At 59.1% G+C, this 25,195-nt stretch carries 27 protein-coding genes; 8 read left to right on the top strand and 19 right to left on the bottom strand.

Annotated elements, in window-relative coordinates; all coding sequences use genetic code 11:
* Nucleotides 1–24 precede the first annotated feature (24 nt).
* The 3 genes from pyrC to GLP52_RS00125 are packed head-to-tail and all read left to right on the top strand — an operon-like array spanning nucleotide 25 to nucleotide 2,196.
* Nucleotides 25–1,305, top strand: coding sequence for a dihydroorotase (gene pyrC, locus GLP52_RS00135; RefSeq protein WP_093731845.1), 1,281 nt, complete (start codon nucleotides 25–27; stop codon nucleotides 1,303–1,305).
* Nucleotides 1,306–1,307: 2 nt separating this feature from the next.
* Nucleotides 1,308–1,919 (top strand): glycerol-3-phosphate 1-O-acyltransferase PlsY, encoded by a 612-nt coding sequence (plsY, locus tag GLP52_RS00130; protein ID WP_138922670.1) that lies wholly within the window; start codon nucleotides 1,308–1,310, stop codon nucleotides 1,917–1,919.
* A gap of 4 nt (nucleotides 1,920–1,923) precedes the next feature.
* Entirely contained in the window at nucleotides 1,924–2,196 is a 273-nt protein-coding gene (locus GLP52_RS00125; protein ID WP_237271279.1) for a hypothetical protein, read from the top strand.
* On the opposite strand, the gene GLP52_RS00120 is transcribed toward GLP52_RS00125, so the two are convergent.
* From GLP52_RS00120 to GLP52_RS00110, 3 genes are all read right to left on the bottom strand, one after another.
* Nucleotides 2,193–3,563, bottom strand: coding sequence for a glutamate--cysteine ligase (locus GLP52_RS00120; RefSeq protein WP_093731842.1), 1,371 nt, complete (start codon nucleotides 3,561–3,563; stop codon nucleotides 2,193–2,195). The genes GLP52_RS00125 and GLP52_RS00120 overlap by 4 nt on opposite strands.
* A gap of 60 nt (nucleotides 3,564–3,623) precedes the next feature.
* Nucleotides 3,624–4,151, bottom strand: coding sequence for a hypothetical protein (locus tag GLP52_RS00115; RefSeq protein WP_237271278.1), 528 nt, complete (start codon nucleotides 4,149–4,151; stop codon nucleotides 3,624–3,626).
* A gap of 97 nt (nucleotides 4,152–4,248) precedes the next feature.
* A complete protein-coding gene (locus GLP52_RS00110) occupies nucleotides 4,249–4,971 on the bottom strand; it encodes a 16S rRNA (uracil(1498)-N(3))-methyltransferase (protein WP_237271277.1) in 723 nt (240 codons plus the stop codon).
* Between the two features lie 12 nt (nucleotides 4,972–4,983).
* Here GLP52_RS00110 and ubiA point away from each other — a divergent pair, with 12 nt between their 5' ends.
* The 3 genes from ubiA to GLP52_RS00095 all read left to right on the top strand — a co-directional run bounded on the left by ubiA (nucleotide 4,984) and on the right by GLP52_RS00095 (nucleotide 8,248).
* Nucleotides 4,984–5,958, top strand: a complete 975-nt coding sequence (gene ubiA, locus GLP52_RS00105) for a 4-hydroxybenzoate octaprenyltransferase (RefSeq protein ID WP_237271276.1) — start codon at nucleotides 4,984–4,986, stop codon at nucleotides 5,956–5,958.
* Between the two features lie 63 nt (nucleotides 5,959–6,021).
* On the top strand, nucleotides 6,022–7,920 hold the full coding sequence (locus tag GLP52_RS00100; protein ID WP_237271275.1) for an OmpA family protein: 1,899 nt from the start codon (nucleotides 6,022–6,024) through the stop codon (nucleotides 7,918–7,920).
* A gap of 1 nt (nucleotide 7,921) precedes the next feature.
* Nucleotides 7,922–8,248, top strand: a complete 327-nt coding sequence (locus GLP52_RS00095) for a hypothetical protein (protein WP_005849689.1) — start codon at nucleotides 7,922–7,924, stop codon at nucleotides 8,246–8,248.
* A gap of 16 nt (nucleotides 8,249–8,264) precedes the next feature.
* Here the strand turns inward: GLP52_RS00095 and GLP52_RS00090 are convergent, their stop codons facing one another.
* The 10 genes from GLP52_RS00090 to GLP52_RS00045 all read right to left on the bottom strand — a co-directional run bounded on the left by GLP52_RS00090 (nucleotide 8,265) and on the right by GLP52_RS00045 (nucleotide 16,937).
* Nucleotides 8,265–8,708, bottom strand: coding sequence for a molybdenum cofactor biosynthesis protein MoaE (locus GLP52_RS00090; protein ID WP_093731837.1), 444 nt, complete (start codon nucleotides 8,706–8,708; stop codon nucleotides 8,265–8,267).
* Between the two features lies 1 nt (nucleotide 8,709).
* A complete protein-coding gene (gene moaD / locus GLP52_RS00085; protein ID WP_138922662.1) occupies nucleotides 8,710–8,955 on the bottom strand; it encodes a molybdopterin converting factor subunit 1 in 246 nt (81 codons plus the stop codon).
* A complete protein-coding gene (pgsA, locus tag GLP52_RS00080; RefSeq protein WP_093731835.1) occupies nucleotides 8,955–9,620 on the bottom strand; it encodes a CDP-diacylglycerol--glycerol-3-phosphate 3-phosphatidyltransferase in 666 nt (221 codons plus the stop codon). The genes moaD and pgsA overlap by 1 nt, the downstream gene beginning before the upstream one ends.
* A gap of 121 nt (nucleotides 9,621–9,741) precedes the next feature.
* Nucleotides 9,742–11,607, bottom strand: coding sequence for an excinuclease ABC subunit UvrC (gene uvrC, locus GLP52_RS00075; RefSeq protein WP_237271274.1), 1,866 nt, complete (start codon nucleotides 11,605–11,607; stop codon nucleotides 9,742–9,744).
* 284 nt (nucleotides 11,608–11,891) lie between these two features.
* Nucleotides 11,892–12,671 (bottom strand): SDR family oxidoreductase, encoded by a 780-nt coding sequence (locus tag GLP52_RS00070; RefSeq protein WP_093731833.1) that lies wholly within the window; start codon nucleotides 12,669–12,671, stop codon nucleotides 11,892–11,894.
* A gap of 11 nt (nucleotides 12,672–12,682) precedes the next feature.
* Nucleotides 12,683–13,636, bottom strand: coding sequence for a calcium/sodium antiporter (locus GLP52_RS00065; protein WP_093731832.1), 954 nt, complete (start codon nucleotides 13,634–13,636; stop codon nucleotides 12,683–12,685).
* A gap of 173 nt (nucleotides 13,637–13,809) precedes the next feature.
* Nucleotides 13,810–14,607, bottom strand: a complete 798-nt coding sequence (locus tag GLP52_RS00060) for a S49 family peptidase (protein ID WP_093731831.1) — start codon at nucleotides 14,605–14,607, stop codon at nucleotides 13,810–13,812.
* A 52-nt stretch (nucleotides 14,608–14,659) separates the two neighbouring features.
* Nucleotides 14,660–15,421, bottom strand: a complete 762-nt coding sequence (locus GLP52_RS00055; protein ID WP_093731830.1) for an ABC transporter permease — start codon at nucleotides 15,419–15,421, stop codon at nucleotides 14,660–14,662.
* The gene (locus tag GLP52_RS00050) at nucleotides 15,418–16,347 is read right to left on the bottom strand and encodes an ABC transporter ATP-binding protein (protein ID WP_093731829.1); all 930 of its coding nucleotides are present in this window, start codon (nucleotides 16,345–16,347) and stop codon (nucleotides 15,418–15,420) included. Before GLP52_RS00050 ends, GLP52_RS00055 begins: the two co-directional genes overlap by 4 nt.
* 65 nt (nucleotides 16,348–16,412) lie before the next feature.
* Nucleotides 16,413–16,937: a CoxG family protein gene (locus GLP52_RS00045; RefSeq protein ID WP_237271273.1), complete on the bottom strand. Its 525-nt coding sequence runs from the start codon at nucleotides 16,935–16,937 to the stop codon at nucleotides 16,413–16,415.
* A 105-nt stretch (nucleotides 16,938–17,042) separates the two neighbouring features.
* Between GLP52_RS00045 and GLP52_RS00040 the strand changes: the two genes are divergently transcribed.
* Nucleotides 17,043–18,023, top strand: a complete 981-nt coding sequence (locus GLP52_RS00040) for a DMT family transporter (protein WP_237271272.1) — start codon at nucleotides 17,043–17,045, stop codon at nucleotides 18,021–18,023.
* On the opposite strand, the gene GLP52_RS00035 is transcribed toward GLP52_RS00040, so the two are convergent.
* The 6 genes from GLP52_RS00035 to GLP52_RS00010 form a co-directional block, all read right to left on the bottom strand.
* Nucleotides 18,020–18,982: an NADPH:quinone oxidoreductase family protein gene (locus GLP52_RS00035; protein WP_237271271.1), complete on the bottom strand. Its 963-nt coding sequence runs from the start codon at nucleotides 18,980–18,982 to the stop codon at nucleotides 18,020–18,022. The two genes, GLP52_RS00040 and GLP52_RS00035, sit on opposite strands and share 4 nt — an antisense overlap.
* A gap of 115 nt (nucleotides 18,983–19,097) precedes the next feature.
* A complete protein-coding gene (locus GLP52_RS00030) occupies nucleotides 19,098–19,208 on the bottom strand; it encodes a DUF2474 family protein (protein WP_237271270.1) in 111 nt (36 codons plus the stop codon).
* Nucleotides 19,208–20,215, bottom strand: coding sequence for a cytochrome d ubiquinol oxidase subunit II (gene cydB / locus GLP52_RS00025; RefSeq protein WP_237271269.1), 1,008 nt, complete (start codon nucleotides 20,213–20,215; stop codon nucleotides 19,208–19,210). The genes GLP52_RS00030 and cydB overlap by 1 nt, the downstream gene beginning before the upstream one ends.
* 10 nt (nucleotides 20,216–20,225) lie before the next feature.
* Complete coding sequence (locus GLP52_RS00020) at nucleotides 20,226–21,641, bottom strand: cytochrome ubiquinol oxidase subunit I (RefSeq protein WP_237271268.1); 1,416 nt, start codon at nucleotides 21,639–21,641, stop codon at nucleotides 20,226–20,228.
* Between the two features lie 110 nt (nucleotides 21,642–21,751).
* Nucleotides 21,752–23,095: a sensor histidine kinase gene (locus GLP52_RS00015; RefSeq protein WP_093731822.1), complete on the bottom strand. Its 1,344-nt coding sequence runs from the start codon at nucleotides 23,093–23,095 to the stop codon at nucleotides 21,752–21,754.
* Nucleotides 23,092–23,763 carry a winged helix-turn-helix domain-containing protein gene (locus GLP52_RS00010; RefSeq protein WP_093731821.1) on the bottom strand — a complete coding sequence of 224 codons (672 nt, stop codon included), beginning with the start codon at nucleotides 23,761–23,763 and terminating at the stop codon, nucleotides 23,092–23,094. The genes GLP52_RS00015 and GLP52_RS00010 overlap by 4 nt, the downstream gene beginning before the upstream one ends.
* Before the next feature lie 157 nt (nucleotides 23,764–23,920).
* On the opposite strand from GLP52_RS00010, the gene GLP52_RS00005 reads away from it, so the two are divergent.
* Nucleotides 23,921–25,039, top strand: a complete 1,119-nt coding sequence (locus GLP52_RS00005; protein ID WP_237271267.1) for a Do family serine endopeptidase — start codon at nucleotides 23,921–23,923, stop codon at nucleotides 25,037–25,039.
* The last annotated feature ends 156 nt before the right edge of the window (nucleotides 25,040–25,195 follow it).

Raw genomic sequence — 25,195 nt, 5'->3', positions numbered from 1 at the left:
TTCCTTAACTATGAAAGCCTCTCCATGACCCTGCATTTTATCAACGCGCAGCTGATCGACCCCGAAGCAGGCACCGTCACGCACGGCACGATCAAGGTCGAGAATGGCAAGATCGCGGCGATACTGGACGCGACCGCGTCGATACCGAGCGATGCGCAGATTGTGGATTGTCGTGGCAAGTACCTCGCCCCCGGGATCGTCGATCTTGGGGTCAAGGTCTGCGAACCCGGCGAACGGCACAAGGAAAGCTTTCGGTCCGCGGGATTGGCGGCGGCAGCAGGTGGGGTCACGACCATGGTCACGCGCCCTGACACCAACCCCACCATCGACAGCCCCGAAGTGCTGGAATTTGTCACCCGTCGCGCCAACGAGGCCGCGCCGGTCAACGTCGTGCCCATGGCCGCCCTGACCAAAGGTCGCGAAGGCCGCGAGATGACCGAGATCGGGTTTCTGATGGATGCGGGTGCCGTGGGCTTTACCGATTGTGACCGTGTCGTGACGGACACCAAGGTGTTTTCCCGTGCGCTGACCTATGCCCGCAGCCTTGGTGCGCTGGTCATCGCCCACCCGCAAGAACCGATCCTGAGCAAAGGAGCGGCGGTGACCTCTGGCAAATTCGCGTCGTTGCGCGGGCTGCCCGCCGTGTCGCCCATGGCCGAGCGCATGGGGCTGGACCGTGACATCGCGCTGGTCGAAATGACAGGTGCACGCTATCACGCCGACCAGATCACCACCGCCCGCGCCCTGCCCGCACTGGAGCGTGCCAAGAACAACGGGTTGGATATCACCGCAGGTGTCGGCATTCACCACCTGACGCTGAACGCGCTGGATGTGGCCGACTACCGCACCTTCTTCAAGCTCAAGCCACCGTTGCGCGACGAAGAGGACCGCATCGCCGTGGTAGAGGCCGTGGCCTCGGGGTTGATCGACATCATCTGCTCCATGCACACGCCGCAGGATGAGGAATCCAAACGCCTGCCGTTCGAAGAAGCCGCGTCGGGGGCCGTCGCACTGGAAACGCTGCTGCCTGCGGCCCTGCGACTGGTCCACTCAGAGATGATCGACATCGCGACGCTGTGGCGGGCGCTGTCGTTCAATCCGGCGAAACGTCTGGGCCTGCCCGGTGGGCGCATGTCGGTGGGTGCCCCTGCCGATCTGGTGCTGTTCGACGACGGTGCGCCCTTTGTCATGAACCGCGAGACATTGCAGTCGAAATCGCGCAACACCCCCTTTGATGGGATGCGCATGCAAGGTAAGGTTTTGGAAACTTACGTTTCTGGCACCTGCATCTATAAGGCCTCCTGATTATGCCCCTGATCGATTCCACCCTATTCGTGCTCTTGTTCTGGGCTATTGCGGCCTATCTGGTCGGGTCTATCCCCTTTGGCATGGTGCTGACCCGCGCGATGAACCTAGGGGATCTGCGCAGTATCGGGTCGGGCAATATCGGTGCCACGAACGTACTGCGCACGGGCTCCAAGAAAGCGGCCGCGCTGACCCTGATACTGGATGGTGGCAAAGGGGCCGTCGCGGTGTTGCTGGCGCGACTCTTTGCAGGCGAAGACGCCGCACAGATCGCAGCACTGGCCGCGATGCTGGGGCATTGCTACCCGGTATGGCTGGGGTTCAAGGGTGGCAAAGGCGTAGCGACCTTCCTTGGCGTGCTGCTGGCATTGGCATGGCCCGTCGGCATCGCGAGCTGTCTGGCATGGCTGATCGCCATGGCCGTGACACGTACGTCCTCCATCGGCGGGCTTGCCTCGGCGGCGGCATCGACCTTCTTTATGATATTCCTGGGGTACGGCAGCGCCCTGCTGTTGGGCATCGTGCTCACCCTGCTGGTGTTCTGGCGGCACCGTGAAAACATCAAACGCATCCGTGCGGGCACAGAGCCCAAGATCGGTGCCAAGAAAGACTGACCCGGTGACGGCCACCGTAGACGCGCGCTTTTTGGCCGCGTTCCACGCGCTGCCCGACGGCACCCACACCGGCAGATATCAAACCCGCCGCTATGTCTGGTCAAAAAACACCTTCAATACAGGTAAAAGCTGGAAATTGGTTGCCGAGGAGTTGGGCGGTTCGGACTATATCAGTCTGAACCTTTATGCCCTCGCCAGCGGTACACGGCTTTACCCGTGCGAGATGCCCGCGGCCAAGGTCACTGCCTTTATCCGCGGGCTAATCATCGAAGATTAGTAGGAATAGTCGGCGTATATCCGGCTGAGATCGCCATTCCATTTGCCGTTATAGTCATCCAAAAGCTCGTCGGCAGGTACTTTGCCCGTCTCGATGCTTTCCTTCAGAGCGTTCAGGAAATGGGTTTCGTCCGGAACCATGCCACCTGCGCCGCTGCGTGCGCGTGCTTTCAGGCCGTGCTCTGACAAGGCCACGGCTTCGCGCGCAATATCGTGCATGTTCACGCCGCCAACCTTGGCCTGCAACCCGTCAACAGACGCCGCCACGCGTAATGCTTCGCGGGTTTCAGCATCCCAGCCTTTGACCAGATCCCAAGCACCGTCCAGCGCCTGCTGGTCATAGGTCAGACCCACCCAAAACGCGGGCAGCGCGCAAAGCCGGCGCCACGGTCCACCATCGGCACCGCGCATTTCGATAAACTTCTTGATCCGCGCCTCGGGGAAGGCCGTGGTCAAGTGGTCCGCCCAATCGCTCAAGGTCGGGATCTCACCCGGCAGTGCGGGCAGCTTGCCCTTCATGAAGTCACGAAATGATTGCCCCAAAGCATCAATGTATTTGCCGTCGCGGTAGACAAAATACATCGGCACATCGAGCGCATATTCCACCCAACGCTCGAATCCCATGCCGTCTTCGAACACCCATGGCAACGTGCCAGTACGCGCCGCATCCAGGTCGCGCCACACACGGCTACGCCAGGATTTATGACCATTGGGCTTGCCCTCAAAGAAGGGGGAGTTCGCAAACAAGGCCGTCGCTACGGGCTGCAACGCCAATGCCACACGTAGTTTCTTGACCATGTCGGCCTCTGACCCGAAGTCGAGGTTCACCTGCACGGTGCAGGTCCGACGCATCATGACCCGGCCCATCGTGCCGACTTTGGTCATGTATTCGTTCATCAGTTTATAACGCCCCTTGGGCATCAGATCCATTTGGTCATGTGACCATTCAGGCGCAGCGCCCAGACCAATGAAACCGGCCCCGATGCGGTCTGCTACATCGCGCACTTCGCGCAGGTGCGCATTCACCTCGTCGCACGTCTCGTGGATGGTTTCGACAGGGGCACCTGACAGTTCCAGCTGGCCGCCCGGCTCAAGCGAAACATTGGCCCCGTCCTTGACCAAACCAATCAGCTTGCCGCCTTCTTCGACAGGGTCCCATCCGTGACCGTCGCGCAGGCCTTCGAGCATGGCGCGGATGGAACAGTCGCCCTCATAGGGCAACGGCAACAGCGTCTCTTTGTTATAGCCGAATTTCTCGTGCTCGGTACCGATGCGCCAATCTTCTTTCGGCTTGCACCCGTCTGCGAGGTAATTGACCAGTTGGTCGTAACTTTCGATCGGGCCGCCGCCGGATTGAGGGATGGACATGTGGGGTGGCTCCGAATTCAATTTCTGTGGTCTTAGGGATGGTGCGATTTCTGCGGGGTGTCAATGCAACAGGGTCGAAACCGGGCGCATCGACCGACGCTCCCAGATCACGACCGACAGGGTCTTGTCGTCTGCCAATTCCGCCAACATGCGTTCGGTGCGCAGTCCCGGCAGCGCGGCGAAAGCGTCAAACAGCGCGTCTGCGCCAGCCGCATCCACGGGGATCATCACGGGATTTTGTCCGGGTTGTTCCAGTTTCCAATGGGCTGGATAGGCACCGCGTTCAAGGCTCAGCCGCTCCATCTCGCGAAGGGCGATGACCCCGCCTGTCAGCGGTCCAAAATAGGCGATCTGCCCCTCATCCACCTGCACTGCGCCTGCGCCAAGCCCGGTCTTGCGAAACCTGGCCCTCTGGCCGCCGATCCAGACAAAGACCACCCCCGCAAGAATCAACGCATACCCCGGTATCGCCAGCAGCAGCCCTGGCCCCATCACGAGCCAAAGCCCGACCAGCGCCACCGCAATGCCGCCCAGAACCTCACGCCAGCGCCACAGTTCTGCCTTTGCCTCAGGTCGCAAAAAACTCATCGCCCTCTCCCGATACCGGCTTCATTTTGCCCGTTAAACTCCACGGGGGCGTGGGGGTGTGAAACCCCCACTTCGACAGGCGACACACACACGGCGCTCACGTCCAATCCCCCAAGGTCTTCTGCCACAACGTCATCGCCGCCACCGCAGCGGTATCCGCCCGTAGGATCCGAGGGCCCAACGCCACGGGGCGGGTCCACTCCAATCCGTGCAACCGTTTGCGTTCAGTGACAGAAAATCCGCCCTCCGGCCCGATCAGAATGGCCCAGGGACCAGGCTGTGCGGATGCCAGATCGCCCTTTTCGCCGGCCAGTGCTTCGTCGCAGAACATCAAGGATCGCTCAGGCTCCCAGCTGTCGATCAACCGATCCAAACGGACCATTTCAGCAACCTCGGGTACGAAAGTACCGCCGCATTGCTCTGCCGCTTCTACCGCATGGGCCTGCAACCGGTCGCGCTGCACGCGGCCCGCATTGGTAAATTCACTTTGCACCGGCACAATACGACGTGCGCCCATTTCAGCAGCTTTCTCGACAATGAAATCCGTGCGCGCCTTTTTGATCGGCGCAAAAATCAGCCATAGGTCGGGCGGCATTTGCAGCGGTTTGGTCTGCTCGGCACAGACCAGCACGCCACCGCGCTTGCCTGCCTCGGCGACCTCGGCACGCCATTCGCCATCGATGCCGTTAAACAGCAAGATAGACGCCCCGACCGCCTGGCGCATCACGCCAAAGAGGTAATGCGCCTGCGCCTTATCCAAAGGAACGGATTGCCCCTGCCCCAGTGGATGATCTACATAAAGTCTGATTTTAGCGTTCATGGGCACAGATATATGCACGACACCTCGCCGACACCAGATGGCAATGATGCGGCGCGCGTCGTCGATGCCCCTGCGGACAATTGGGTCGACCGTTCTGCCCCGCGTTTCGCCCGACCTTTTTTGCGGCTCAGCCGTGCGGATCGCCCCATCGGGACGTGGCTTTTGCTGCTGCCGTGTTGGTGGGGATTGACGCTTGCGATGCTGTTTGACCAGCAGCCGCGCTGGTTCGATCTGTGGATATTTATCGGCTGCGGTGCGGGTGCATGGTTGATGCGCGGCGCAGGTTGCACATGGAACGACATCACCGACCGCCATATCGATGACAAGGTTGCACGCACCCGGTCGCGGCCGATCCCGTCGGGACAGGTCAGCGTCAAAGGAGCCTTGGGCTGGATGATCGCGCAAATGCTGATCGCGCTGTGTATCCTACTGTCCTTTAACGGAGCGGCGATTGCACTTGGTGTGTTGGCCTTGCTGCCAGTCGCAATCTATCCCTTCGCCAAGCGCTTTACGTGGTGGCCCCAGGTCTTTTTGGGCATCGCTTTTAACTGGGGGGCTTTGCTGGCCTGGACCGCCCATACCGGCAGCCTCGGCGCGCCTGCGGTTGTGCTCTATGCTGCTGGGATCGCGTGGACACTGTTCTACGACACGATCTATGCCCATCAGGACACAGAAGACGACGCGCTGATCGGTGTGAAGTCTACCGCCCGCCTGTTCGGTGACAACACCGCCCAATGGCTGCGCCGGTTTTTGATGGGCACCGTGGGCCTGATGGGGCTGGCCGTGATCTTTGCCTTGCGTGATTCTGCATCGTTTCTGGCGTTGATCATCGCGCTGTCAGGTCCGTGGGCAATGGGCTGGCATATGGCATGGCAGCTGCGTAGCGTCGACATCAACGACAATGATAAACTTCTACGGTTGTTTCGCGTTAACCGCGATACCGGCATGATCCCGCTGGTATTTTTCGCCGCCGCCCTTTTGGCCTGATTGCACCCCTGCCCCCGCAGGCGTATCAAAGCCTCTAATATCAACGGTCTCAGAAACGAGTTTATGCGCCTATCTGTACTCCTGATCATCGCGATGACCTTTACCGCTGCAGCATCTGTCTCTCTGGTGGCGGCAAGCTTTTCAGTCACATTGATCGAGGAGAACTCCGAGATCGGCGTTCGCGATGCCCTTGATGTAAAAGAGATGACATGGGCGGAGGTTGAGGCAGACGGGCTTCAGGTCACGCTGTCGGGCACGGCACCAAACGAGGTCGCCCGCTTTAATGCGCTCAGCACGGCCGGCACGATCGTTGATGCCGCGCGAGTCATTGACCAGATGGAGGTGACGGCCCAGGCCGCCATCGCCGCGCCAAAATTCTCGGTCGAGATTCTACGCAACGACTCCGGCGTGTCCATCATCGGGCTGATTCCCACCACCACGGACCGCGACGCTGCCATTGACCGTTTCAAATCCATCGCGGGTCAGGACCATGTGGCTGACCTGCTGGAATCCGCGAACTACCCGGCCCCCGACGGCTGGGAGGACGCCTTTGGATTTGCCATCTCGGCGATGGAAAAGCTGCCCCGCGCCAAAGTCTCTGCCGCGGCAGGTCGTGTGTCGATCACCGCCATCTCCGACAGCGCAGAGGCCAAGGCGCGCCTTGAAAACCAGCTCAGGCGCGCGGCCCCTTCGGGGCTCGTGGTCACACTGGATATTGCTGCCCCCCGCCCGGTGATCACGCCCTTCACGCTACGCTTCCAGATCGAGGAAGGCAGCATCGGGTTTGACGCCTGCAGCGCGGACACCGAACAGGCCAGCGCCCGCATCCTCAAAGCAGCCGTCGCAGCCGGGGCCCCCGGTTCTGCCCGTTGCACCGTGGGGCTTGGTGTCCCAAGTCCGCGTTGGGCCGAAGCGGTAGAGAAAGCGATTGGCAGCCTTGCCAAAATCGGCGGCGGATCGGTCAGCTTTGCCGATGCCGACATTAGCCTGATTGCCGCCGAAGGCACCGAACGCGCCGTGTTCGACCGTGAAGTCGGAGAGCTGGAGAACGCCCTGCCAGACGTCTTCGCGCTGAAAGCAAGCCTGCCCAAGGCCGTAGACCCCGATGCGGGACCGCCTGAATTCGTCGCCACCTTGTCGCCCGAAGGTCAGGTGCAGCTGCGCGGTCGCCTCAGCGACGACGCGCTGCGCGAACTGGCCGACAGCTACGCCAAGGCAAGCTTTGGCTCTGACAAGGTCTATACCGCCGCGCGCATCGTCGACGACCTCCCAGCCGATTGGCCGACCCGGGTCCTGTCCTCACTGGATGCGCTGTCCAAGCTGGCGAACGGCACCGTGATCGCCACCCCCGACAGTGTCAGCGTCACCGGCAACACCGGAAACCCTGATGCCAGCACACAAATTGCAACGCTGCTGGCGGGCAAACTGGGCGAAGGCAAAGACTACGAAGTCAAAGTCACTTATCAAGAAAAGCTGGACCCCGTTTTGGGACTGCCCACGCCACAGGAATGCGAAGCCGAGATCGCCAAGGTCGTCGCCCAAGGCAAGATTAACTTTGAACCCGGCAGTGCCACGATTGATTCGTCGGCCCTTGGGACGATGGATAAGATCGCTGAAATCCTGAAGGATTGCCGCGACATTGCACTTGAGGTGCAGGGCTATACCGACAGTCAGGGCCGCGAGGAAATGAACCTTGCGCTCAGCCAGTCGCGCGCGCAATCGGTGTTGAACGAACTGCGTGCCCGTCGCGTGATCACCGGTTCATTCGTTGCCAAAGGCTATGGCGAAGACTCCCCTGTCGCCTCTAACGATAGCGAGGATGGCCGCGAAGCGAACCGCCGCATCGAATTTAAATTGATCAATGAACAAACGACTGCGGATTCTGATGAAACAGCGCTGGAAAACGGCGCGGATACAGGCGATACAGGCACACCATCCGACCAGACCCAAGAAGGCAACTAACATGAGCAGAACCGAATTTGTCATCGCGACAGCGATTATCCTATTCGTCGCCTTCTGTCTTGGATGGTTCGCCAACTGGCTACTGCACCGGTTCACCCGCGTTGCCGCAGACGATGTCGCGCAGCTTGATCGGATGAGCCAGGAATTGCACGAAGCGGAAGAAACCCGCGATCAGGCAATCACCTATCTGCAACAGCGCGAGGCCGAGCTGACCAACCAGCTTAACCAGACCGAAGCAGAATTGCGTGCCGCGATGGACGGGCTACGTGATGCACGCCACGAGGCGGAAGAAATGCGCGCTTATATTGATCGCCAGCAGGCCAGCTAAGGACCCGGCTGGTCCGCTACCAACGTGCCAGCGCGTCTTCGTCCTCTGATTTGGACGCCACCCAATCCGCACCCTTTTCGGTAATCTCGCGCTTCCAGAACGGCGCGCGCGATTTCAGGTAGTCCATCAGAAACTCTGCTGCCTCAAACGCATCCTTGCGGTGCCGCGCAGCCGTGGCGACCATCATGATCATCTCGCCGGGCAGCAACCGACCGAACCGATGAATGACCAGTGCATCCCCTAGCGAAAAACGGGCCATCGCGGTCTCTGCCATCTCGGTCAGGGCCGCTTCGGTCATGCCGGGGTAATGTTCGATCTCCATCGCTTTTAACGGATCATCGGGCAGATCCCGCACGATTCCCGTAAACGTCACAATCGCGCCCATATCACGGTGACCGGCGGCGAACGCCTGCGTTTCTTGTCCCAGATCGAACGGGGCGTCCTGAACCGAGATTTTCATCCTAGCCCCCTGTCATCGGCGGGAAAAATGCCACTTCGCGAACACCTTCCAACGACGCGTCAAAATCGGTCAGCTGCTGATCCACTGCCACCCGAAGGCCAGCAAGATCGGAAAACGCGACAGCATAGCGTTCCTCGCGGGCGCGCAATTCGTCGACCAACTCCGCGACAGTGCGGGCAGTTGTCTCTACCTTCTCGCGGGGAAGACCGATGCGTTCGCGCACCCATGCAAAGTACAAAATATTCATCAGCGTGGCTCCACCAAATGGGGCAGGGATTTGCGAAGGTAATCATAGCCGGTGATTGCCGTCAGCGCCGCTGCAATCCACAGCAGAACAAGCCCGACACGGCCGGCCCAGATCATTCCGTGGAACTTCCATGTCAGTCCCAGAACGTCTTCTTCCTCGCCCGAAAGAATAGCGCTGACCATCGCGTTATCCATGCCGAAGATCGACATGCCGAAATAGTGTTCGAATAATCCCTGACCAAACAAAACCGCAATCGCAACCATCTGTGCTGTGGTCTTCCACTTGGCCAAGGCTGTCACCTTCAATGTGCCCGACACATCGCCTAGAAACTCGCGCAGGCCGGAAACGAAAACTTCGCGGAACAGGATCACGGTGGCGGGCAAAACCAACCACGGCGACCAGCTTGAGAAGGCGACGATCACCATCAGCGCGATCACCACCATCGCTTTGTCGGCAATCGGATCAAGCATGGTACCAAGCTTGGTCTCTTGCCCCCAGGCGCGCGCCAGATAGCCGTCAAACCAATCGGTCACCGCTGCGGCAATGAACAGGAACATCGCCAGAGCGTCCGCATAGGGTCGCGTAAAATACAAGAACATCACAGCCACGCTCGGGGCTGCGACAAGACGCATCAGCGTCAGGATATTTGGGATATTCCACTTCATTCTGTCACCCTACAGCGCCAAGACGACAGGGGAAAGTGCCAAGACATCGCCTTCATTTTGCAAAGTAAACTCCCCGCGGAGCGTCCCGCCCTTACCGCCACCCGAAGGCCGAAACCCCAAACTACCCGCGTTCATGGAAAAACGCATAAATTCGTTCAGCCAAAGCTACTGACACGCCATCGACAGCCTTCAAGTCGCTCAGGTTGGCGCGCCCCACCGCCTTGGCAGATCCGAAATGTGCCAGCAAGGCCCGCTTGCGCGCCGCACCGACACCAGGCACATCGTCCAGTGGCGTTGCCCCAACGGCTTTCGCGCGTTTCGCGCGGTGCGTGCCGATGGCGAACCGGTGGGCCTCATCGCGCAAACGTTGAATGAAATACAGCACCGGATCGTTGTGCCGCAGCGCCATGGGCCGCTGTCCCACACGGTAGAATTCCTCTTTGCCCGCATCGCGGTCCACGCCCTTGGCGACGCCCACCATCGGAATATCTTCGACCCCGTATTCGCGCATGATCGATGCGACAGCGCTCACCTGCCCTGCCCCGCCGTCGATCAGCAGCAGGTCTGGCCACATGCCAAGGCTGCGGTCTGGATCCTCTTTTAACAGCCGCTTGAATCGGCGCGTCAGTACCTCTTTCATCATGCCGAAATCGTCCCCCGGCGTCAGGTCATCGCCGCGGATATTAAACTTGCGATACTGGTTTTTCATCATCCCTTCGGGGCCGGCGACGATCATTCCCCCGACGGCGTTTGTGCCCTGAATGTGCGAGTTATCGTAGACCTCTATCCGTTGGGGCGGTCCCGGCAGACCAAAGGCGTCGGCGATGCCTTTCAGAAGGTTCGTCTGGGTCGCAGTCTCTGCCAATTTGCGCGCAAGGGATTCGCGGGCATTGCGCAGTGCCCCATCCACCAGTTCCGCCTTCTCGCCGCGTTGGGGCACCACGATATCAACCTTGCGCCCCAGTTTGCCCGACAGCGCTTCGACCATCAGGTCAGGGCTTTCGATCTCATTCGACAAGATCAGCTGACGCGGCGGCTCACGGGTGTCATAGAACTGGCCAATAAAGGCCTCCAGCACTTCGGCGGCATCCACGTCGGGTCCGACACGGGGGTAGTAGTCGCGATTCCCCCAGTTCTGATTGGCACGGATAAAGAAGACCTGCACGCAGGCCTGCCCCTGATCCAGATGCAGCGCGATTATGTCGGCTTCGGCCACCCCTTGCGGGTTGATACCTTGGGCTGTTTGTACTTGCGTCAAGGCTTTGATGCGATCCCGCAATGCAGCGGCGCGTTCAAACTCCATCGCTTCAGAAGCCTGCGCCATCTCGGAAGCAAGCCGCCCTTGAATATCAGTCGATTTGCCGTTCAGGAATTTCTCGGCGTCCTGCACGGTTTTGCGATATTCGTCGGGCGAAATCTTACCCACACAAGGGGCAGAACAGCGTTTGATCTGATGCTGCAGACAAGGGCGCGAACGGCTTTCGAACATAGCATCGGAACAATCGCGCAGCAGAAACACCCGTTGCAGCTGGTTCAGCGTCCGGTTGACGGCACCGGCACTGGCAAAGGGGCCATAGTAATTGCCCTTTTCCTTCTTGGCCCCGCGGTGCTTTTTGATCTGCGGATAATCATGGGTGGCTGTTACCAGAATATTGGGAAAGCTTTTGTCGTCGCGCAGCAGCACGTTGAACTTCGGCTTGAGCTGCTTGATCAAATTCTGTTCGAGCAGCAGCGCTTCGGTTTCTGTTTTCGTGGTTAGAAACATCATCGACGCGGTGTTCGAAATCATCCGCGCGATCCGCCCCGAATGCCCTGACGGGCGCGCGTAATTGCTGACGCGTGCGCGCAGGTTCCGCGCCTTCCCCACGTAAAGAACACGGCTTTCCGAATCTAGCATGCGGTACACGCCGGGCGAGCCGTCAATCGTTTTGAGGTACGAATGAATCACCTGATGGCCGGTCTTCCGGTTTTTGTTAGCGTCTGACATTGATTCGAGCGTCCGGAACTTTTGGCTGCAACAGTGTTAATGGCGAAACAAGGTTAAACATACCCACGACTCTTGTGGATAACCTTGCAGATAACTTTCATGGAAATACAAAATCCCCATGTAACATTGGGCCTTTCGGTGTTTGCCTAAAATTTAGGCACGCTTTTAAGTCATTGAAATATATCATAATTTTAATTAACACCTTGCAACCCACTGATAATGCGATCCTTTTTGTAACAGTTTCGCTTCGGCTGTCGCGGCAGTGCAAAACTTTACTGGAAAGCCTATTCGAGCCCTTGCACGTCGGGTGTTTTCCAGCCTAGGTGCTGCCCCCCGTCGGTACAAATCAACTGCCCCGTTACCGACGGTGCATCAAGGAAATAGCCCAATGCAGCAGTGATATCCGCGGGATTCGCCCCGCGCTCAAGAATCACCTTCGCGCGCTGACCGGCGAAATGAGCGTCCGTCTGCTTGGCCCCTTTCAGGGTTGGCCCTGGCCCAATCGCGTTCACCCGTATCACTGGTGCCAACGCTTGCGCAGATGTCTGCGTCAACGCCCACAGCCCCATCTTGCCGATGGTATAGGTCATGAACTCTGGCGTGAGCTTGCGCACACGTTGGTCCAACATATTTACGATCAAGCCCGCCGCGAAAGGTTCGCCCTGCGCGTCGGTCTTGGCCTCTAGGTTCTGGGCGGCCATGGCTTGGGTCAGGACAAAAGGCGCGCGCAGGTTGCTCCCGATATGTCGATGCCAACTCTCCTCGGTCGCGGTTGAGATATTGTCATATTCAAAGATCGACGCGTTATTCACAAGGCAGGTAATCGGTCCGCCAAGCGCCTCTGCTGCACGGGTAAGCAGCGCCTGCGTGGCGGCTTCATCCAGCAGATCAGCCTGCAAGGCCACGGCGCGTTGACCTTTGGCTTTCAGCGCAGCTACGACCTCATCAGCCGCTACGGATGAACTGTTGTAGTGCACCGCGACATCATATCCGCGATCGCCCAGATACAGCGCCATCGCACGTCCAAGGCGCGCCCCTGCTCCGGTTACCAACGCATGTTTCATATCGCACCTCTTTAGAGCAAAATCGCCGCCATATACCCTGCATAAATAGCGCAAAGCAGGATGCCCCAGAGGCGGGTGATATCACGCCGCAGATAAACAAAGGGGATCAACATAAGGGACGCACCCAACATCACCCACAGATCAATCCGCAAGAATTCCGGATCAACAGTGATCGGTCCCACAAGGCTCGCCACCCCGATGATGCCGAGAAGATTGAAAAGGTTCGACCCGATCACGTTCCCCAAAGCGATATCAGCCTGACGCCGGAGCGCGGCCATCACGGTCGTCGCAAGCTCTGGCATCGAGGTGCCGATGGCCACGAGCGTCAGACCGATGACCGTATCGCTCACACCATACGCCCGTGCGATGATCGACGCATTGTCGACCAGCAGTCCTGCACCAAGCGGCAGCCCCACAAGCCCGAGCACCAGAAACACAGCGATACGCCAGCCCGGCATATCAGGGTCTGCCCCCTCGGGCTCGTCCAGATCACCGACGTCAGCGCCCTTGCAAGCGTGGCGGTGCTTTCTGCTGTCACGGTACATATCGAACAGAACAAAGGCCAACGCCCCCAACAGGATGAAACCGGCCCACAGATCAAACACACCGCGCATGGCAAGCGCGATAAACAAAAGCGAGGCGATGATCATCATGTTGAAGGTTTTACGGGTGTTGCATTCAGATGTGTGCATCGTGGCTAACAAGGCCGGCACGCCCAACACCAATAGAATGTTCGCCGTGTTCGACCCCACAACGTTGCCCAGAGCGATCCCCGGAGCATTATCCAACACCGCTTTAATCGACACCAGCAGTTCAGGCGCAGACGTCCCGAAAGCGACAATCGTCAGGCTGACGATCAAAGCGGGCACGCCAAGGCGCAGGGACAGGTTCACCGCCCCTTTTACCAGCGCATCCCCGGCCAGCAACAAAATCACCAGCCCCAAAACACTTAGAACCCAAGGCATAATCATCCGCGTTTACCCCCGCATCCGCACGGAGATTTCCCAATGCGATAGCGTCCACAATTGTTACATTTCGTCTGGCTCAGACGCTTGCTGCCTAGCCAGTGCATTTTTCCGAACCATGCAAGCGTGCCCATGGCGACCAGAAACAATAAGACAATTTTAAAGATCATGCGTCAGAGCCCAAACCGCGCATAGGCCGCGCGTTCTTCGATACTGTCTACCGCGTCGCCGATGACCTGCGCGCCAAAGCGGGACAACAGCCCCTTCTTCGTGCCGTAGCGGTTGAATTTCACCTTGTCGCCAAAACGTTGTTTTATCATCGGCCGAAGATGACCGATGCCATCGATCAAGCCCAGTTCGGTTGCACGCTTCGCCAGCCATACCTCGCCAGTAAAAAGATCCGTATCAGGGGCCAGTTTTGCGCCGCGACGTGATTTTACGTGGTCGATGAAATTCTCGTGGATGTCGTCCAGCAGTTGTTTCAGCCGCGCGACGTCCTCGGGCTTTTCGGGGCGGAAAGGGTCCAGCATCGATTTCGACTGACCAGCGGTATAAACCCGCCGTTCAACCCCATGGCGCTGGATCAACTCGTCCGCGCCAAAAGATGCCGAAATGACACCGATCGACCCCAAAACAGAGCTGGGATCGGCATAGATTTCATCTGCCGCCGCAGCCAACCAATATCCGCCAGATGCCGCGACATCTTCGACAAAGGCGATGACAGGGATGTTCTTTTCCTCGGCCAAGCGACGGATACGCGCGCCGATCAACGAAGATTGGACAGGGCTGCCACCGGGGCTGCTGATCTCAAGCACGACAGCAGCGGGCTTACCGCGATTGAAGGCTTTATCGATGGCAGGGCCGATACCGCTGTCGTTCAGGCCACCGCGTGTGCGGCCACCAATCACACCAGACAACCGCACCACGGAAACCGTCGGGCGGGAGGCCAAAAAGGGAAGGTATTTTCTCATACCTTCCCATGTAGAGTGCACCATACCGGCAAACAAGGAGGCCACGCGAGACTTACTGCCTAATCCGCCAGCCGGTCCGGAAAATCCAGCCAATCACCGCCAAACACAGCGCCGTAAAGCCTGCAATGGCAAACAAGCTGGTCACAATTGGTACATCTGCCGATCCGAAGAATGCCCAGCGAAAGCCCGAGATCAGATAGACCACAGGGTTGAAATGCGAGATCACCTGCCACACCGGCGGCAGCATGGAGATCGAATAGAATGACCCCCCAAGGAAAACCAAAGGCGTCACGATCAGCAACGGGACAAGCTGCAACTGTTCAAAGTTGCCCGCCCAAATACCGATGATGAATCCCATCAACGAAAAGCTGATGCAGGTCAGCACCAGAAAGGTCACCATCCAGATAGGATGCTGAATGGTGATATCTACAAAGAAAAACGCCGTAATCAGAATGATCACCCCGATAAACAACGCCTTCGTCGCCGCTGCCCCGACATATCCGCAAACAATTTCGATAAAGTTAACGGGCGCAGATAAAAGCTCGAACACCGTGCCGATAAACTTGGGGAAATAGATCCCAAAGGACGCATTCGAGATCGACTGCGTGATGACGCTCAGCATGATCAAACCGGGCACGATAAACGCACCATAGCTGATGCCCTCGACCTCTTGGATACGGCTGCCGATGGCGGCACCAAACACCACGAAATACAGCGATGTGGACAGCACTGGCGAGATCAAGCTTTGCGTGATAGTGCGAAAGAAGCGCGCCATTTCAAATGCATAGATAGATTTGACTGCGATCCAGTTCATGCCGCGTCCTCCTTTACCAGATCGACGAAAATATCCTCGAGACTGCTTTGCGAGGTCTCTAGATCAGACAGAACCAAGCCCGCAGCCGCCACGTCAGATAGGAGCTTCGTAATCCCCGTCCGCTCTGCCCGCGTGTCATAGGAATAGATCAGCGCGTGCCCGTCGCCAGACAGGGTCAGCGCATCAGACGCAAGGCTTGCGGGAATTGCGTCAATCGGCTGGGTCAGTTGGACGACCAGTTGCTTTTTGCCCATACGCGACATCAGCTTGTCTTTATCCTCGACCAACAGCAGCTCGCCGTGGGCAATCACACCGATCCGGTCGGCAATCGCCTCGGCTTCTTCGATGTAGTGGGTTGTCAGAATGATGGTGACGCCACTGGCCTTTAGATCGGCGACGATGTTCCACATATCGCGGCGCAGCTCGACGTCGACACCGGCGGTGGGTTCGTCAAGGAACAAGACCCGAGGTTCATGCGCCAATGCTTTGGCGATCAGGACGCGCCGCTTCATCCCACCGGACAAGGCACGAATCTGACTGTCTTTTTTGTCCCACAACGACAGCTGCCGCAGAATCTTCTCAATTGCAGCATCATCTTTGGGCTTACCGAATAACCCGCGCGAGAAGCGCACAGTGCTGATGACTTTCTCGAAGGGTTCAAGGTTGATCTCTTGCGGGACCAGCCCGATCATCGAGCGTGCGCCACGGTATTCGGTGACCGTGTCAAAACCGCCCACCGTAACGCTGCCGCCAGTGCCGGTTGTAATTCCGCATACCGTTGAAATCAGGGTCGTTTTTCCTGCGCCATTGGGGCCAAGCAAGGCAAGAATCTCGCCCTCACGGATGTTCAGCGACACGCCTTTCAGCGCCTCGAACCCATCTGCATAGGCCTTGCGCAGGTCGGTAATCTTTACGATGTCGGGCATTGGCGTCTCCGGTGTTGTTGGCCGGAAACTAGACTGATTACGGCAGAGTGAACAGGCCCAACCCGTCAGCTTTTGCTGCGACCGAACCAGCCCTTTTTCTCTGCAGATGCCTCCGCCCCTTCAACGGCCTCGGCAGATACCGCCTCCGCGGGGCCTTCAAGTGTCTCTTGCAGGTTATTAAAAAACTGATCCGCCATTTTTTTGGCAAACCCGTCAATGATCCGGCTGCCAAGCTGCGCCAGTTTGCCACCCACCTTGGCTTCGACGTCATAGGTCAGCGCGGTGCCGCCATCGACAAGGGCAAGCGACACGTCCGCCGCGCCCTTGGCAAAGCCCGCGGCCCCGCCCTTACCTTCGCCGCTGATCTTGATCGACTGGTCGGGCACCATATCGGTCATGGTGACCTGCCCCTTGAACGTCGCTTTGACGGGGCCGACCTTTTGCACAACCGTCGCCTCGAACCCTTCCTCGGCGGAGCCCGTGACTTCGGTCGCCCCCGGCACGCATTTGATCAACATGTCAGGGTCCAGCAGCGCGGCGTATACTTCGGCCGGGCTGGCTGCGATCTGGCGGGTCTCTGACATTTTCATGGGGCGCTCTCCGTTGAAGGTTTTGCCACAGCCTAGCGCAGTTCAATTGACGACGCCAAGGCGAAACGCGCTGGACAGGATTTCGCGACATGGTAGAGCGGTGAGATGGAAGTACACGTACAAAACCGCGCCGGTGCCGCGATCGCTTTTGTCCTTGCGGGGGTATTTGCGATTTCGATCAACGACATGCTGATCAAGCAACTGTCAGGGGGCTATCCCCTGCATGAAATCGTCTTTGCGCGGGCCCTGATCGGCATCATCGTTGGGTTGGCTTTGGTGCAGGTCGAGGGCGGCTGGCGTATTCTAAAGACCCGTCAGGCCCATTGGCATCTGCTGCGCGGGTTACTGGTGGTCATCGCCAATATGACATTTTTCCTAGCCCTCGCCGCGATGCCGCTGGCAGATGCCACGGCGCTGTTCTTTGTTGCCCCGCTGTTCATCACGCTGTTGTCGATCCCGATCCTTGGCGAAAAGGTCGGCGTCATGCGGCTCAGCGCGGTGGCCGTCGGATTCGTCGGCGTAATCATCATGCAGCGCCCTTGGGCCGATGCGCAGGCGCTACAGGCCTCGCGGTTGGTGCTGTTGTTGCCTGTGGTGTCGGCGTTGACCTATGCGCTGAACCAGCTGATGACACGCAAGTTGGGGGTGCATAGCAAAGCGTCCGCCTTGTCGGTCTATATTCAAGGCGTGTTCCTGTGTGTGTCGCTCGGCTTTTTCTTGGTCGCGGGGGATGGCAGCTTTGTCGCGACCGACAGCACGCCGTCGATGGTGTTTTTGCTGCGCGCTTGGGTTTGGCCTGCCGCAGGTGACGCATGGATTTTCCTCGCCCTCGGGTGCAATGCGGCGGTCATCGGATACTGCCTCAGCCAAGCGTACCGCATCGCCGACGCCGCCACAGTCGCGCCGTTTGAATATATCGGTCTGCCACTGGCCGTGCTCTGGGGGCTGGTCATTTTCGGCGACTTGCCCGTGTGGGAGGTCTGGGTTGGCATCGGCCTGATCCTCGGATCTGGTCTGTTCGTGTTCCTGCGCGAACGGCAGAAAGCTAAGGTCGCGGTCAAGTCACCGACGGGGCGGCGCCACTAGCTGACCTGCACGATGACCTTGCCCGTCGCCTTGCGCGTGCGCAGCAAATCCAGCGCTTCGTTCGCCTGATCCAACGGCAATACATGGCTGACATGGGGCTTTATCTTGCTCGAGCTATACCAGTCGATCAGCACCTTGAAGCTGTCGGTCAGCACCTGCGGTTTAAAGTTCTTATACCCGCCCCAGAAAAACCCCAGCACATCGATGTTTTTGACCAACAAGGTATTGGCAGGGATTTGCGGCACCTCGCCCGAGGCAAACCCAAGCGGCAGAATACGGGCTTCGGGGTTGCAGGCACGCAGGGCGGCTTTGAACTGGTCGCCCCCGATAGGATCATAGACCACATCCGCCCCGCCCAAGGATTTGACCACCTCGCGGATGTCATCCGTTTCTGAATCAATCAGATGATCCGCACCGGCGGCGCGGCAAATCTCTAGCTTGGCGGCCCCACGGGCGCAGGCGATGACCTCTGCCCCCATCAGCTTGCCCAGCTCAACCGCGGTCAGACCCACCCCGCCCGAGGCCCCCAGCACCAGCAGTCGTTCACCAGGTCTCAGCCGCGCCTTATAGTCCAGCGCCACATGGCTGGTGCCATAGGCCACAAGAAAAGCCGCGGCATGCTCGGATGGCATGTCATCGGGAATCGGCACGCAAACATTGGCGGGAATGGCCGCATATTCCGCCAGCCCCAGCAGACCACTATACGCCGCGATACGCTGACCGACGGCAAGATCGGTAACCCCTTCGCCCACGGCGGCAACGCTGCCCGCCAGTTCCATCCCCAGTGTAAAGGGCAGATCGGGCTTTTGCTGGTATGTGCCTTTGATCATCAACAGATCGCCAAAGTTAAGGCCGCAGGTTTCGACCTTGATCAGCACCTCGCCAGCGGCGGGCACGGGCATTTCCAGCTCTTGCTCTGACAAAGGCTGATCATAAGCGGTGACTTGCATGGCACGCATGGGGGGCTCCTTGGGTTATTCAACGCAAAAGGGCCAGAGCGTCGGCGGCTTTGCAACCCCCTGCTCCGGCTCTCGCGAAATTACCCAACGGCAAATGCGCCCCGTCTTGAGCCCCTCAGGGGATGACCATCAACCTGATACCGTAGGCCACAACCCCAAGCACTGCGACGCTCAGCACCCAGATCAGTACAAACCAGCCTGTGCGTGCCATCCAACTGCGTCGCATCAGTGGTATCCCTCTTCGGGGTCGATTTTCCCGCGAAAGACCCAGTAGGTATAGATCGTATAAGACAGGATCATCGGCAGCAGAACCAACGTGCCCACCAACGCGAATTTAAGGCTGCTGTCGGGGGCAGCGGCTTCGACGATGGTCAGCGAAGAGGGCACGATATAGGGGTAAAAGCTGATCCCGATCCCGATAAAGCCCAGCACGAACAGCGCTAGCGCACACAGAAACGGCGTCAGATCCCAATGGCGTTGCAACCCGTGAAACAGGCCATAGATCGCCGCGGCTACAAGACCGGGCACCAGAATGCTGAAGATCGCCGTCGGAAAGGCGAACCAGCGGCCAAAGAACGCGTCATTCAAGAAGGGCGTCCAAAGGCTGACCAGCCCCATGAACACCAGCGTTGCGATGGCAAACGGCCAGGCCAACCGCCGCATATGCGCCTGAATACGCCCTTCAAGCTTCATGTTCAGCCATGTGGCACCCAGCATCGCGTAGCCCACGGTGACGGCGCAACCGGTCAGCACTGAAAACGGCGTCAGCCAGTCCCACCAACCACCCGCATAGGCGCGGTTTTCGATCTCTATCCCCTGGACCAAAGCCCCAAGCGCGATCCCCTGACACATGGAGGCCACCAGCGATCCGCCGAAAAACGAGATATCCCACAACGGTTTACCCCGGATGGTGCGCCAGCGATATTCAAAGGCGACGCCGCGAAAGACCAGCCCCAATAGCATCAGGATGATCGGCATATAAAGCGCGGGCATAACGGTGGCATAGGCCAGCGGGAACACGGCAAACAAGCCGCCACCGCCCAGAACCAGCCACGTCTCGTTCCCGTCCCAGATCGGCGCGACAGAGTTCATCATCACATCACGCTCGCCCTCGTCCTTGGACAGCGGGAACAGCAGCCCGACCCCAAGGTCAAACCCGTCGAGAATGACATAAATCAGCACCGCAAGCGCGATGATGCCGGCCCAGATAAACGAAAGTTCTAATCCAAACATCTGCTGTTTCCTACTCTTGCTCTGCCATATCTTGGCTCTTGTCTTGCGCCACAGTGGTGGTACCGGCAGCCCGAACGGGGCCATCGGTGATCTCTCCCTTGGCACCCACATGAGGACGTTTGCGCATCAACCCGAGAATATAGAACACCCCCGCCCCGAAGACGAAGAAATAGACCACGATGAAAGCGATCAGCGACGCGCCAACCGCAGGTGCGCTGACGGGCGCAAGGCTGTCGGAGGTGCGCAGCAGACCATAGACGGTAAAGGGCTGGCGCCCGACTTCGGTTGTGATCCATCCAGCCACCACTGCAACAAAGCCCATCGGCCCCATGACGATCGCCGCACGGTGTAACATAGGCGAACTATGCAGTTTGCCGCGCCAGCGGGCGAAGCCGCCCCAAAGGCCCAACGCCAGCATGGCAAAGCCCAAGCCCACCATGACGCGAAACGAAAAGAAAACGATCGCAACGGGAGGTTCGTCCTCGTCGGGGATCGTGTCCAACCCGTCCAGCGGTGCGTTCAAGTCGTGTTTGAGGATTAGCGACGACAGTTTTGGCACTTCGATCGCATAATCGACCCGTTTTTCTGCCTGATTGGGTATGCCGAACAGGATCAGCGGCGCGCCCTCAGGGTGGCTGTCAAAGTGCCCCTCCATCGCCATCACCTTGGCGGGCTGATGCTCTAGCGTGTTGATGCCGTGAAAATCACCCGCCGCGAACTGCAAGGGCGTGACCAACAGCAGCATCCACATCGCCATAGAGAACATCCGCCGCGACGCCGGCCCCTGATTGTCTTTCAGCAAATGCCACGCGCCCACGGCCCCCACGACCAGCGCCGTGGTCAGATAGGCCGCCAGCACCATGTGCAGTAAACGGTAGGGGAAGGACGGGTTGAACACGATCTTCCACCAATCCAGCGGAATGAACTGCCCCACATCATTGATCCCATAGCCCGCGGGGGTCTGCATCCAGCTGTTCACCGACAGGATCCACGTGGCCGACAGCAAGGTGCCAAAGGCCACCATCGCTGTGGCAAACATATGCAACCCCGGTCCGACGCGTTTCAGGCCAAACAGCATAATTCCCAGAAAACCGGCCTCGAGGAAGAAGGCGGACAACACCTCATACGCCATCAACGGTCCGACCACCGGCCCCGCCTTATCCGAGAAGACCGACCAGTTGGTCCCGAACTGATACGACATGACAATGCCCGACACGACGCCCATCCCAAAGGCGACCGCAAAGATCTTTTTCCAATAGTCGAAAAGGACCCGATAGGTCTCGTCCTTGGTCCAAAGCCAAAGCGCGTTCACGACAGCCAGAAAGCTGGCCAACCCGATCGAGAATGCCGGAAAGATAATGTGAAACGAAACGGTAAAGGCGAATTGGACCCGTGCCAGAACCTCGGCGGAAAACCCATCAAGCATGTCGTACCTCGTAATGTATGGCCAAAAACAAGGGGTTTGGCCCTTACACCCTAGATAGCGCCGCACCGAGCATATGTCACATGCTCAAATCGCCGCACAAGGCCGAGGGGTTAAAGCGTGATGCGCACACGCAGCCCCGGCGCATTGTCGAGCAGCGCAATCTGTCCACCGTGCAGCTTGACCACGCCTTCAACAAGGCTCAGCCCCAAGCCGTTGCCCGGCGTGTGGCGGCTGGCGTCCAGACGGTACAGCCGTTGCAACACCTTGGTGCGGGCGTGTTCGGGGATGCCGGGACCATTGTCAGCGACTTCGATCACCGGCCGGTCGTTGGCGCGGTAAAGCGTTAGGGTAATCTCGCTGCCCGCAGGGGTGTGGCGCATCGCATTTTCCAGCAAGTTCGACATCATCTGCCCCAGCAGGTTCTTGTCCCCCTCCACGGTCAGCTGCGCGTCGGGTACAACACTGTCTAATGTCTGGTCTTTTGCAGCGGCGGCAGGGTCATAAACCTCCGTCAGGGTTAGGCAGAGCCGGTTCAGATCAACGGGGGCAAAATGCGTCTTGGGCGACCCTGCCTCGACCGAGGCAATCTGAAGCAGCGACTGGAATACCGAAGCGATCCCCGCAACCTCGTCCTGCGCTTTGGCCAGCAAGGCCCCTTCGTCCGTGTCTTCGGGCAGGGTACGGGCCAGATCATCCAGATGCACGGCCACCCGCTGGATCGGGGTCTTTAGGTCGTGGGCAATGTCTGACGATACCTGCCGCAGCATCTGGGTCTGCGCCTCTTGCGCGCCCGCCATCTGGTTTACCTTGCTGCCGATGCGCTGCAAATCATCCGCCCACCCCGGCGACACGGCCACGCGTGCCGCAAGGTCGCCGGTCGTCAGATCATCCAGCGTACGCCCGATGACATCCACATGCCGCTTGCTGCGCCGCGCCAGATAGAGCCCCCCCGACAAGGCGACCAGCACCGTGGGCAGCAGGCTGATCAGCAGGATATTCAGGAACACCGTGCGCAGCCCTTCGATCTGTGCGCGGCTACGCGCGACGGTCAGCTGCCCGCCATAAAGCCGCGTTGTCAGCGACAGATAAACCCCGTCATATTCCGCCCGCCCTTCGGCCAGCGACACGATGTGATAGCCTTCGTCATCACGGGCGATGGCCCCGTTGCCATAGATGCGACCGGAGGGGGTGATATAGCTCAGCACCACGCGGCTAGGATCGGCATCACGCGATTCAGCGTCGACCAGCAGGGCCACCGCGCGGGCATTGGGGGCGGCGCGAAACCCCGCGATATCCTGTTCAAGGTCAGCACGAATTGCGGCTTCAAACGAATTTTGCGTCACCGCATAGCTGGCCGCTAACCCCATCAGACTGACGGTCGAGAACAGCAACACCAGCAGCAGCGCCAGCCGCACCGGCATAGACCGCCAGAGCTGCGCGAGACGCGACCTCATCCGTCAATCCGGTAGCCAGCACCGCGCACGGTCTGGATCAGCTCGCGGTCAAATGGTTTGTCGACCTTGGCACGCAGCCGGCTGATGTGGGTTTCGACCACGTTGGTCATCGGGTCAAAGCTGATGTCCCAGACCGCTTCAAGCAACATGGTCCGGGTCTGCACCCTGCCCTTGCGGCGCAGCAGATGTTCAAGCAGAGCAAATTCACGGGGCAGCAGGTCGATTTCCTGTCCGGCACGGGTCACCTTGCGGGTGATCAAATGCATTTCAAGGTCGCCTGCACGCAGCACGGTTTCCTGCTCCATCGCCTGCGGACGGCGCGCAAGAGCGGTGACACGGGCAGAAAGCTCGCCAAAGGCAAAGGGCTTGACCAGATAATCGTCGCCGCCTGCATTCAGCCCACTGATACGGTCATCAACGCTGCCCATGGCAGTCAGAAACAATACCGGTGTCAGGTTCCCCGCACCGCGCAAGGTCTTGACCAACGTCAGCCCGTCGATCTCCGGCAGCATCCGGTCGACAATCAGCACATCATAACTGCCCGACGTCGCCTGTATCAGCCCTTCGCGCCCTTCGGCGACAAGGTCGACGGTATGCCCCTCTTCGCGCAGACCCCGCGCGATATAGGATCCGGTGGTGGCATCATCCTCGACGACAAGCAGTTTCATAAGCAGGGGTCCATTGCAGCGTTGATCCTTGGATACCTGATATAGGGCGCGCTGCCACCCGCGAGAGGCAAGTTAACACATTTGTATAGCGGACAGAAACGCGCTGTTAGAATGGGCTGCCATTTAGGTGTCATCCCTGAAGACGAAGGAACCCCATATGACATCTCTCTTTTCCTCCCCCCGCCGTGCCGCACCGTTTGTACTGGCAGCGGCCCTTGCCTCGACCTCGGCGGTGACGCTTGCACCCACAGCCGCGTTGGCCGTACCCGCTGGCGGCTATGCCGATCTGGTCGAAGAAATCTCGCCCGCCGTCGTCTTCATCGAAGTGACAGGCACCGCTGAACAAGCCAACGCGCAAGTGCAACTACCCGAAGGCATGCCCGAAGAACTGCGCAAACGGTTTGAACAACTGATGCCACAAGGGCCGACCAGTGCGCAGCCGATGCACGGGCTTGGGTCCGGTTTCATCGTGTCCAAGGACGGGGCCATCGTGACGAACAACCACGTTGTCGCAGGTGCCGATACCGTTAAGGTCAAACTCGCCGACGGGCGCAGCTTTGATGCCAAAGTTGTCGGCAGCGACGTGCTGACCGATATCGCCGTGCTCAAGGTCGAAGCGGACGTGGACCTTCCGGCGGTGAAATTCGGGTCGTCCGATGACATGCGCGTCGGCGACGAGGTGGTCGCCATGGGCAACCCCTTTGGTCTGGGTGGCACGGTCACCACTGGCATCATCTCGGCCAAATCGCGCAATATCAACGCGGGCCCCTATGACGACTTTATCCAGACGGATGCCGCCATCAACCGAGGCAACTCGGGCGGGCCCCTGTTCAACAACGCCGGCGAAGTGATTGGCGTGAACACGGCGATCCTATCGCCTGATGGCGGCTCCGTCGGAATCGGCTTTTCCGTACCATCCGATCTGGTGCAGGACATCGTGGCCGACCTGTCCGACGACGGGGAAATCACCCGTGGCTGGCTTGGCGTGCAGATCCGCCCGATGACGGCAGAGGTCGCGCAGGTGCTGGGTTATGATGCACCGAAAGGTGCCGTGATCGAAGCCATCGGCGATGACAGCCCCGCCAAGAAAGCCGGTCTTGAAAAAGGCGATATCATCCTGTCGTTCAACGGCACAGAGATCAAGGAACTGCGCGACCTGACCCGTGCGGTCGCCGAAACCGATCCCGATGCAAAAGCCGATGTGGTTGTCTTGCATAAGGGCAAAGAAGTGACCCGCGCTGTCACCATTGGCACTCTCGCGGATCAAAAGGCGTAAACCTTTTCCAGCAAGCTTACCTCGTTCCTTGCTGGATCTACCCGCCTGCGTGCCCCAACGCGGCGGGTGCGCACCACACGTCCCCATGGTGCGGCAGACCACCTCCGACAGCGAACCGTCGGGGGTGGTTTTCGTTTAGTTAAAGCCCGAGGCCGC

The organism is Sulfitobacter sp. M22, assembly GCF_021736025.1.
GTDB classification, from domain to species: domain Bacteria; phylum Pseudomonadota; class Alphaproteobacteria; order Rhodobacterales; family Rhodobacteraceae; genus Sulfitobacter; species Sulfitobacter litoralis.
This window is presented reverse-complemented; position numbering and strand designations above follow the sequence as displayed.

What these genes read in the sequence shown, in the direction of transcription:
- GLP52_RS00115 (WP_237271278.1), bottom strand. Translation starts at nt 4,151, where the DNA reads ATGAGTTTTTTGCGACCTGAGGCAAAGGCAGAACTGTGGCGCTGGCGT.
- GLP52_RS00060 (WP_093731831.1), bottom strand. Translation starts at nt 14,607, where the DNA reads ATGAGAAAATACCTTCCCTTTTTGGCCTCCCGCCCGACGGTTTCCGTG.
- GLP52_RS00065 (WP_093731832.1), bottom strand. Translation starts at nt 13,636, where the DNA reads ATGCCTTGGGTTCTAAGTGTTTTGGGGCTGGTGATTTTGTTGCTGGCC.
- plsY (WP_138922670.1), top strand. Translation starts at nt 1,308, where the DNA reads ATGCCCCTGATCGATTCCACCCTATTCGTGCTCTTGTTCTGGGCTATT.
- GLP52_RS00110 (WP_237271277.1), bottom strand. Translation starts at nt 4,971, where the DNA reads ATGAACGCTAAAATCAGACTTTATGTAGATCATCCACTGGGGCAGGGG.
- GLP52_RS00070 (WP_093731833.1), bottom strand. Translation starts at nt 12,671, where the DNA reads ATGAAACATGCGTTGGTAACCGGAGCAGGGGCGCGCCTTGGACGTGCG.
- GLP52_RS00040 (WP_237271272.1), top strand. Translation starts at nt 17,043, where the DNA reads ATGGAAGTACACGTACAAAACCGCGCCGGTGCCGCGATCGCTTTTGTC.
- pyrC (WP_093731845.1), top strand. Translation starts at nt 25, where the DNA reads ATGACCCTGCATTTTATCAACGCGCAGCTGATCGACCCCGAAGCAGGC.
- GLP52_RS00005 (WP_237271267.1), top strand. Translation starts at nt 23,921, where the DNA reads ATGACATCTCTCTTTTCCTCCCCCCGCCGTGCCGCACCGTTTGTACTG.
- GLP52_RS00095 (WP_005849689.1), top strand. Translation starts at nt 7,922, where the DNA reads ATGAGCAGAACCGAATTTGTCATCGCGACAGCGATTATCCTATTCGTC.
- cydB (WP_237271269.1), bottom strand. Translation starts at nt 20,215, where the DNA reads ATGTTTGGATTAGAACTTTCGTTTATCTGGGCCGGCATCATCGCGCTT.
- GLP52_RS00045 (WP_237271273.1), bottom strand. Translation starts at nt 16,937, where the DNA reads ATGAAAATGTCAGAGACCCGCCAGATCGCAGCCAGCCCGGCCGAAGTA.
- GLP52_RS00020 (WP_237271268.1), bottom strand. Translation starts at nt 21,641, where the DNA reads ATGCTTGATGGGTTTTCCGCCGAGGTTCTGGCACGGGTCCAATTCGCC.
- moaD (WP_138922662.1), bottom strand. Translation starts at nt 8,955, where the DNA reads ATGAATATTTTGTACTTTGCATGGGTGCGCGAACGCATCGGTCTTCCC.
- uvrC (WP_237271274.1), bottom strand. Translation starts at nt 11,607, where the DNA reads ATGTCAGACGCTAACAAAAACCGGAAGACCGGCCATCAGGTGATTCAT.
- GLP52_RS00035 (WP_237271271.1), bottom strand. Translation starts at nt 18,982, where the DNA reads ATGCGTGCCATGCAAGTCACCGCTTATGATCAGCCTTTGTCAGAGCAA.
- GLP52_RS00090 (WP_093731837.1), bottom strand. Translation starts at nt 8,708, where the DNA reads ATGAAAATCTCGGTTCAGGACGCCCCGTTCGATCTGGGACAAGAAACG.
- GLP52_RS00120 (WP_093731842.1), bottom strand. Translation starts at nt 3,563, where the DNA reads ATGTCCATCCCTCAATCCGGCGGCGGCCCGATCGAAAGTTACGACCAA.
- GLP52_RS00100 (WP_237271275.1), top strand. Translation starts at nt 6,022, where the DNA reads ATGCGCCTATCTGTACTCCTGATCATCGCGATGACCTTTACCGCTGCA.
- GLP52_RS00050 (WP_093731829.1), bottom strand. Translation starts at nt 16,347, where the DNA reads ATGCCCGACATCGTAAAGATTACCGACCTGCGCAAGGCCTATGCAGAT.
- ubiA (WP_237271276.1), top strand. Translation starts at nt 4,984, where the DNA reads ATGCACGACACCTCGCCGACACCAGATGGCAATGATGCGGCGCGCGTC.
- pgsA (WP_093731835.1), bottom strand. Translation starts at nt 9,620, where the DNA reads ATGAAGTGGAATATCCCAAATATCCTGACGCTGATGCGTCTTGTCGCA.
- GLP52_RS00010 (WP_093731821.1), bottom strand. Translation starts at nt 23,763, where the DNA reads ATGAAACTGCTTGTCGTCGAGGATGATGCCACCACCGGATCCTATATC.
- GLP52_RS00015 (WP_093731822.1), bottom strand. Translation starts at nt 23,095, where the DNA reads ATGAGGTCGCGTCTCGCGCAGCTCTGGCGGTCTATGCCGGTGCGGCTG.
- GLP52_RS00030 (WP_237271270.1), bottom strand. Translation starts at nt 19,208, where the DNA reads ATGCGACGCAGTTGGATGGCACGCACAGGCTGGTTTGTACTGATCTGG.
- GLP52_RS00055 (WP_093731830.1), bottom strand. Translation starts at nt 15,421, where the DNA reads ATGAACTGGATCGCAGTCAAATCTATCTATGCATTTGAAATGGCGCGC.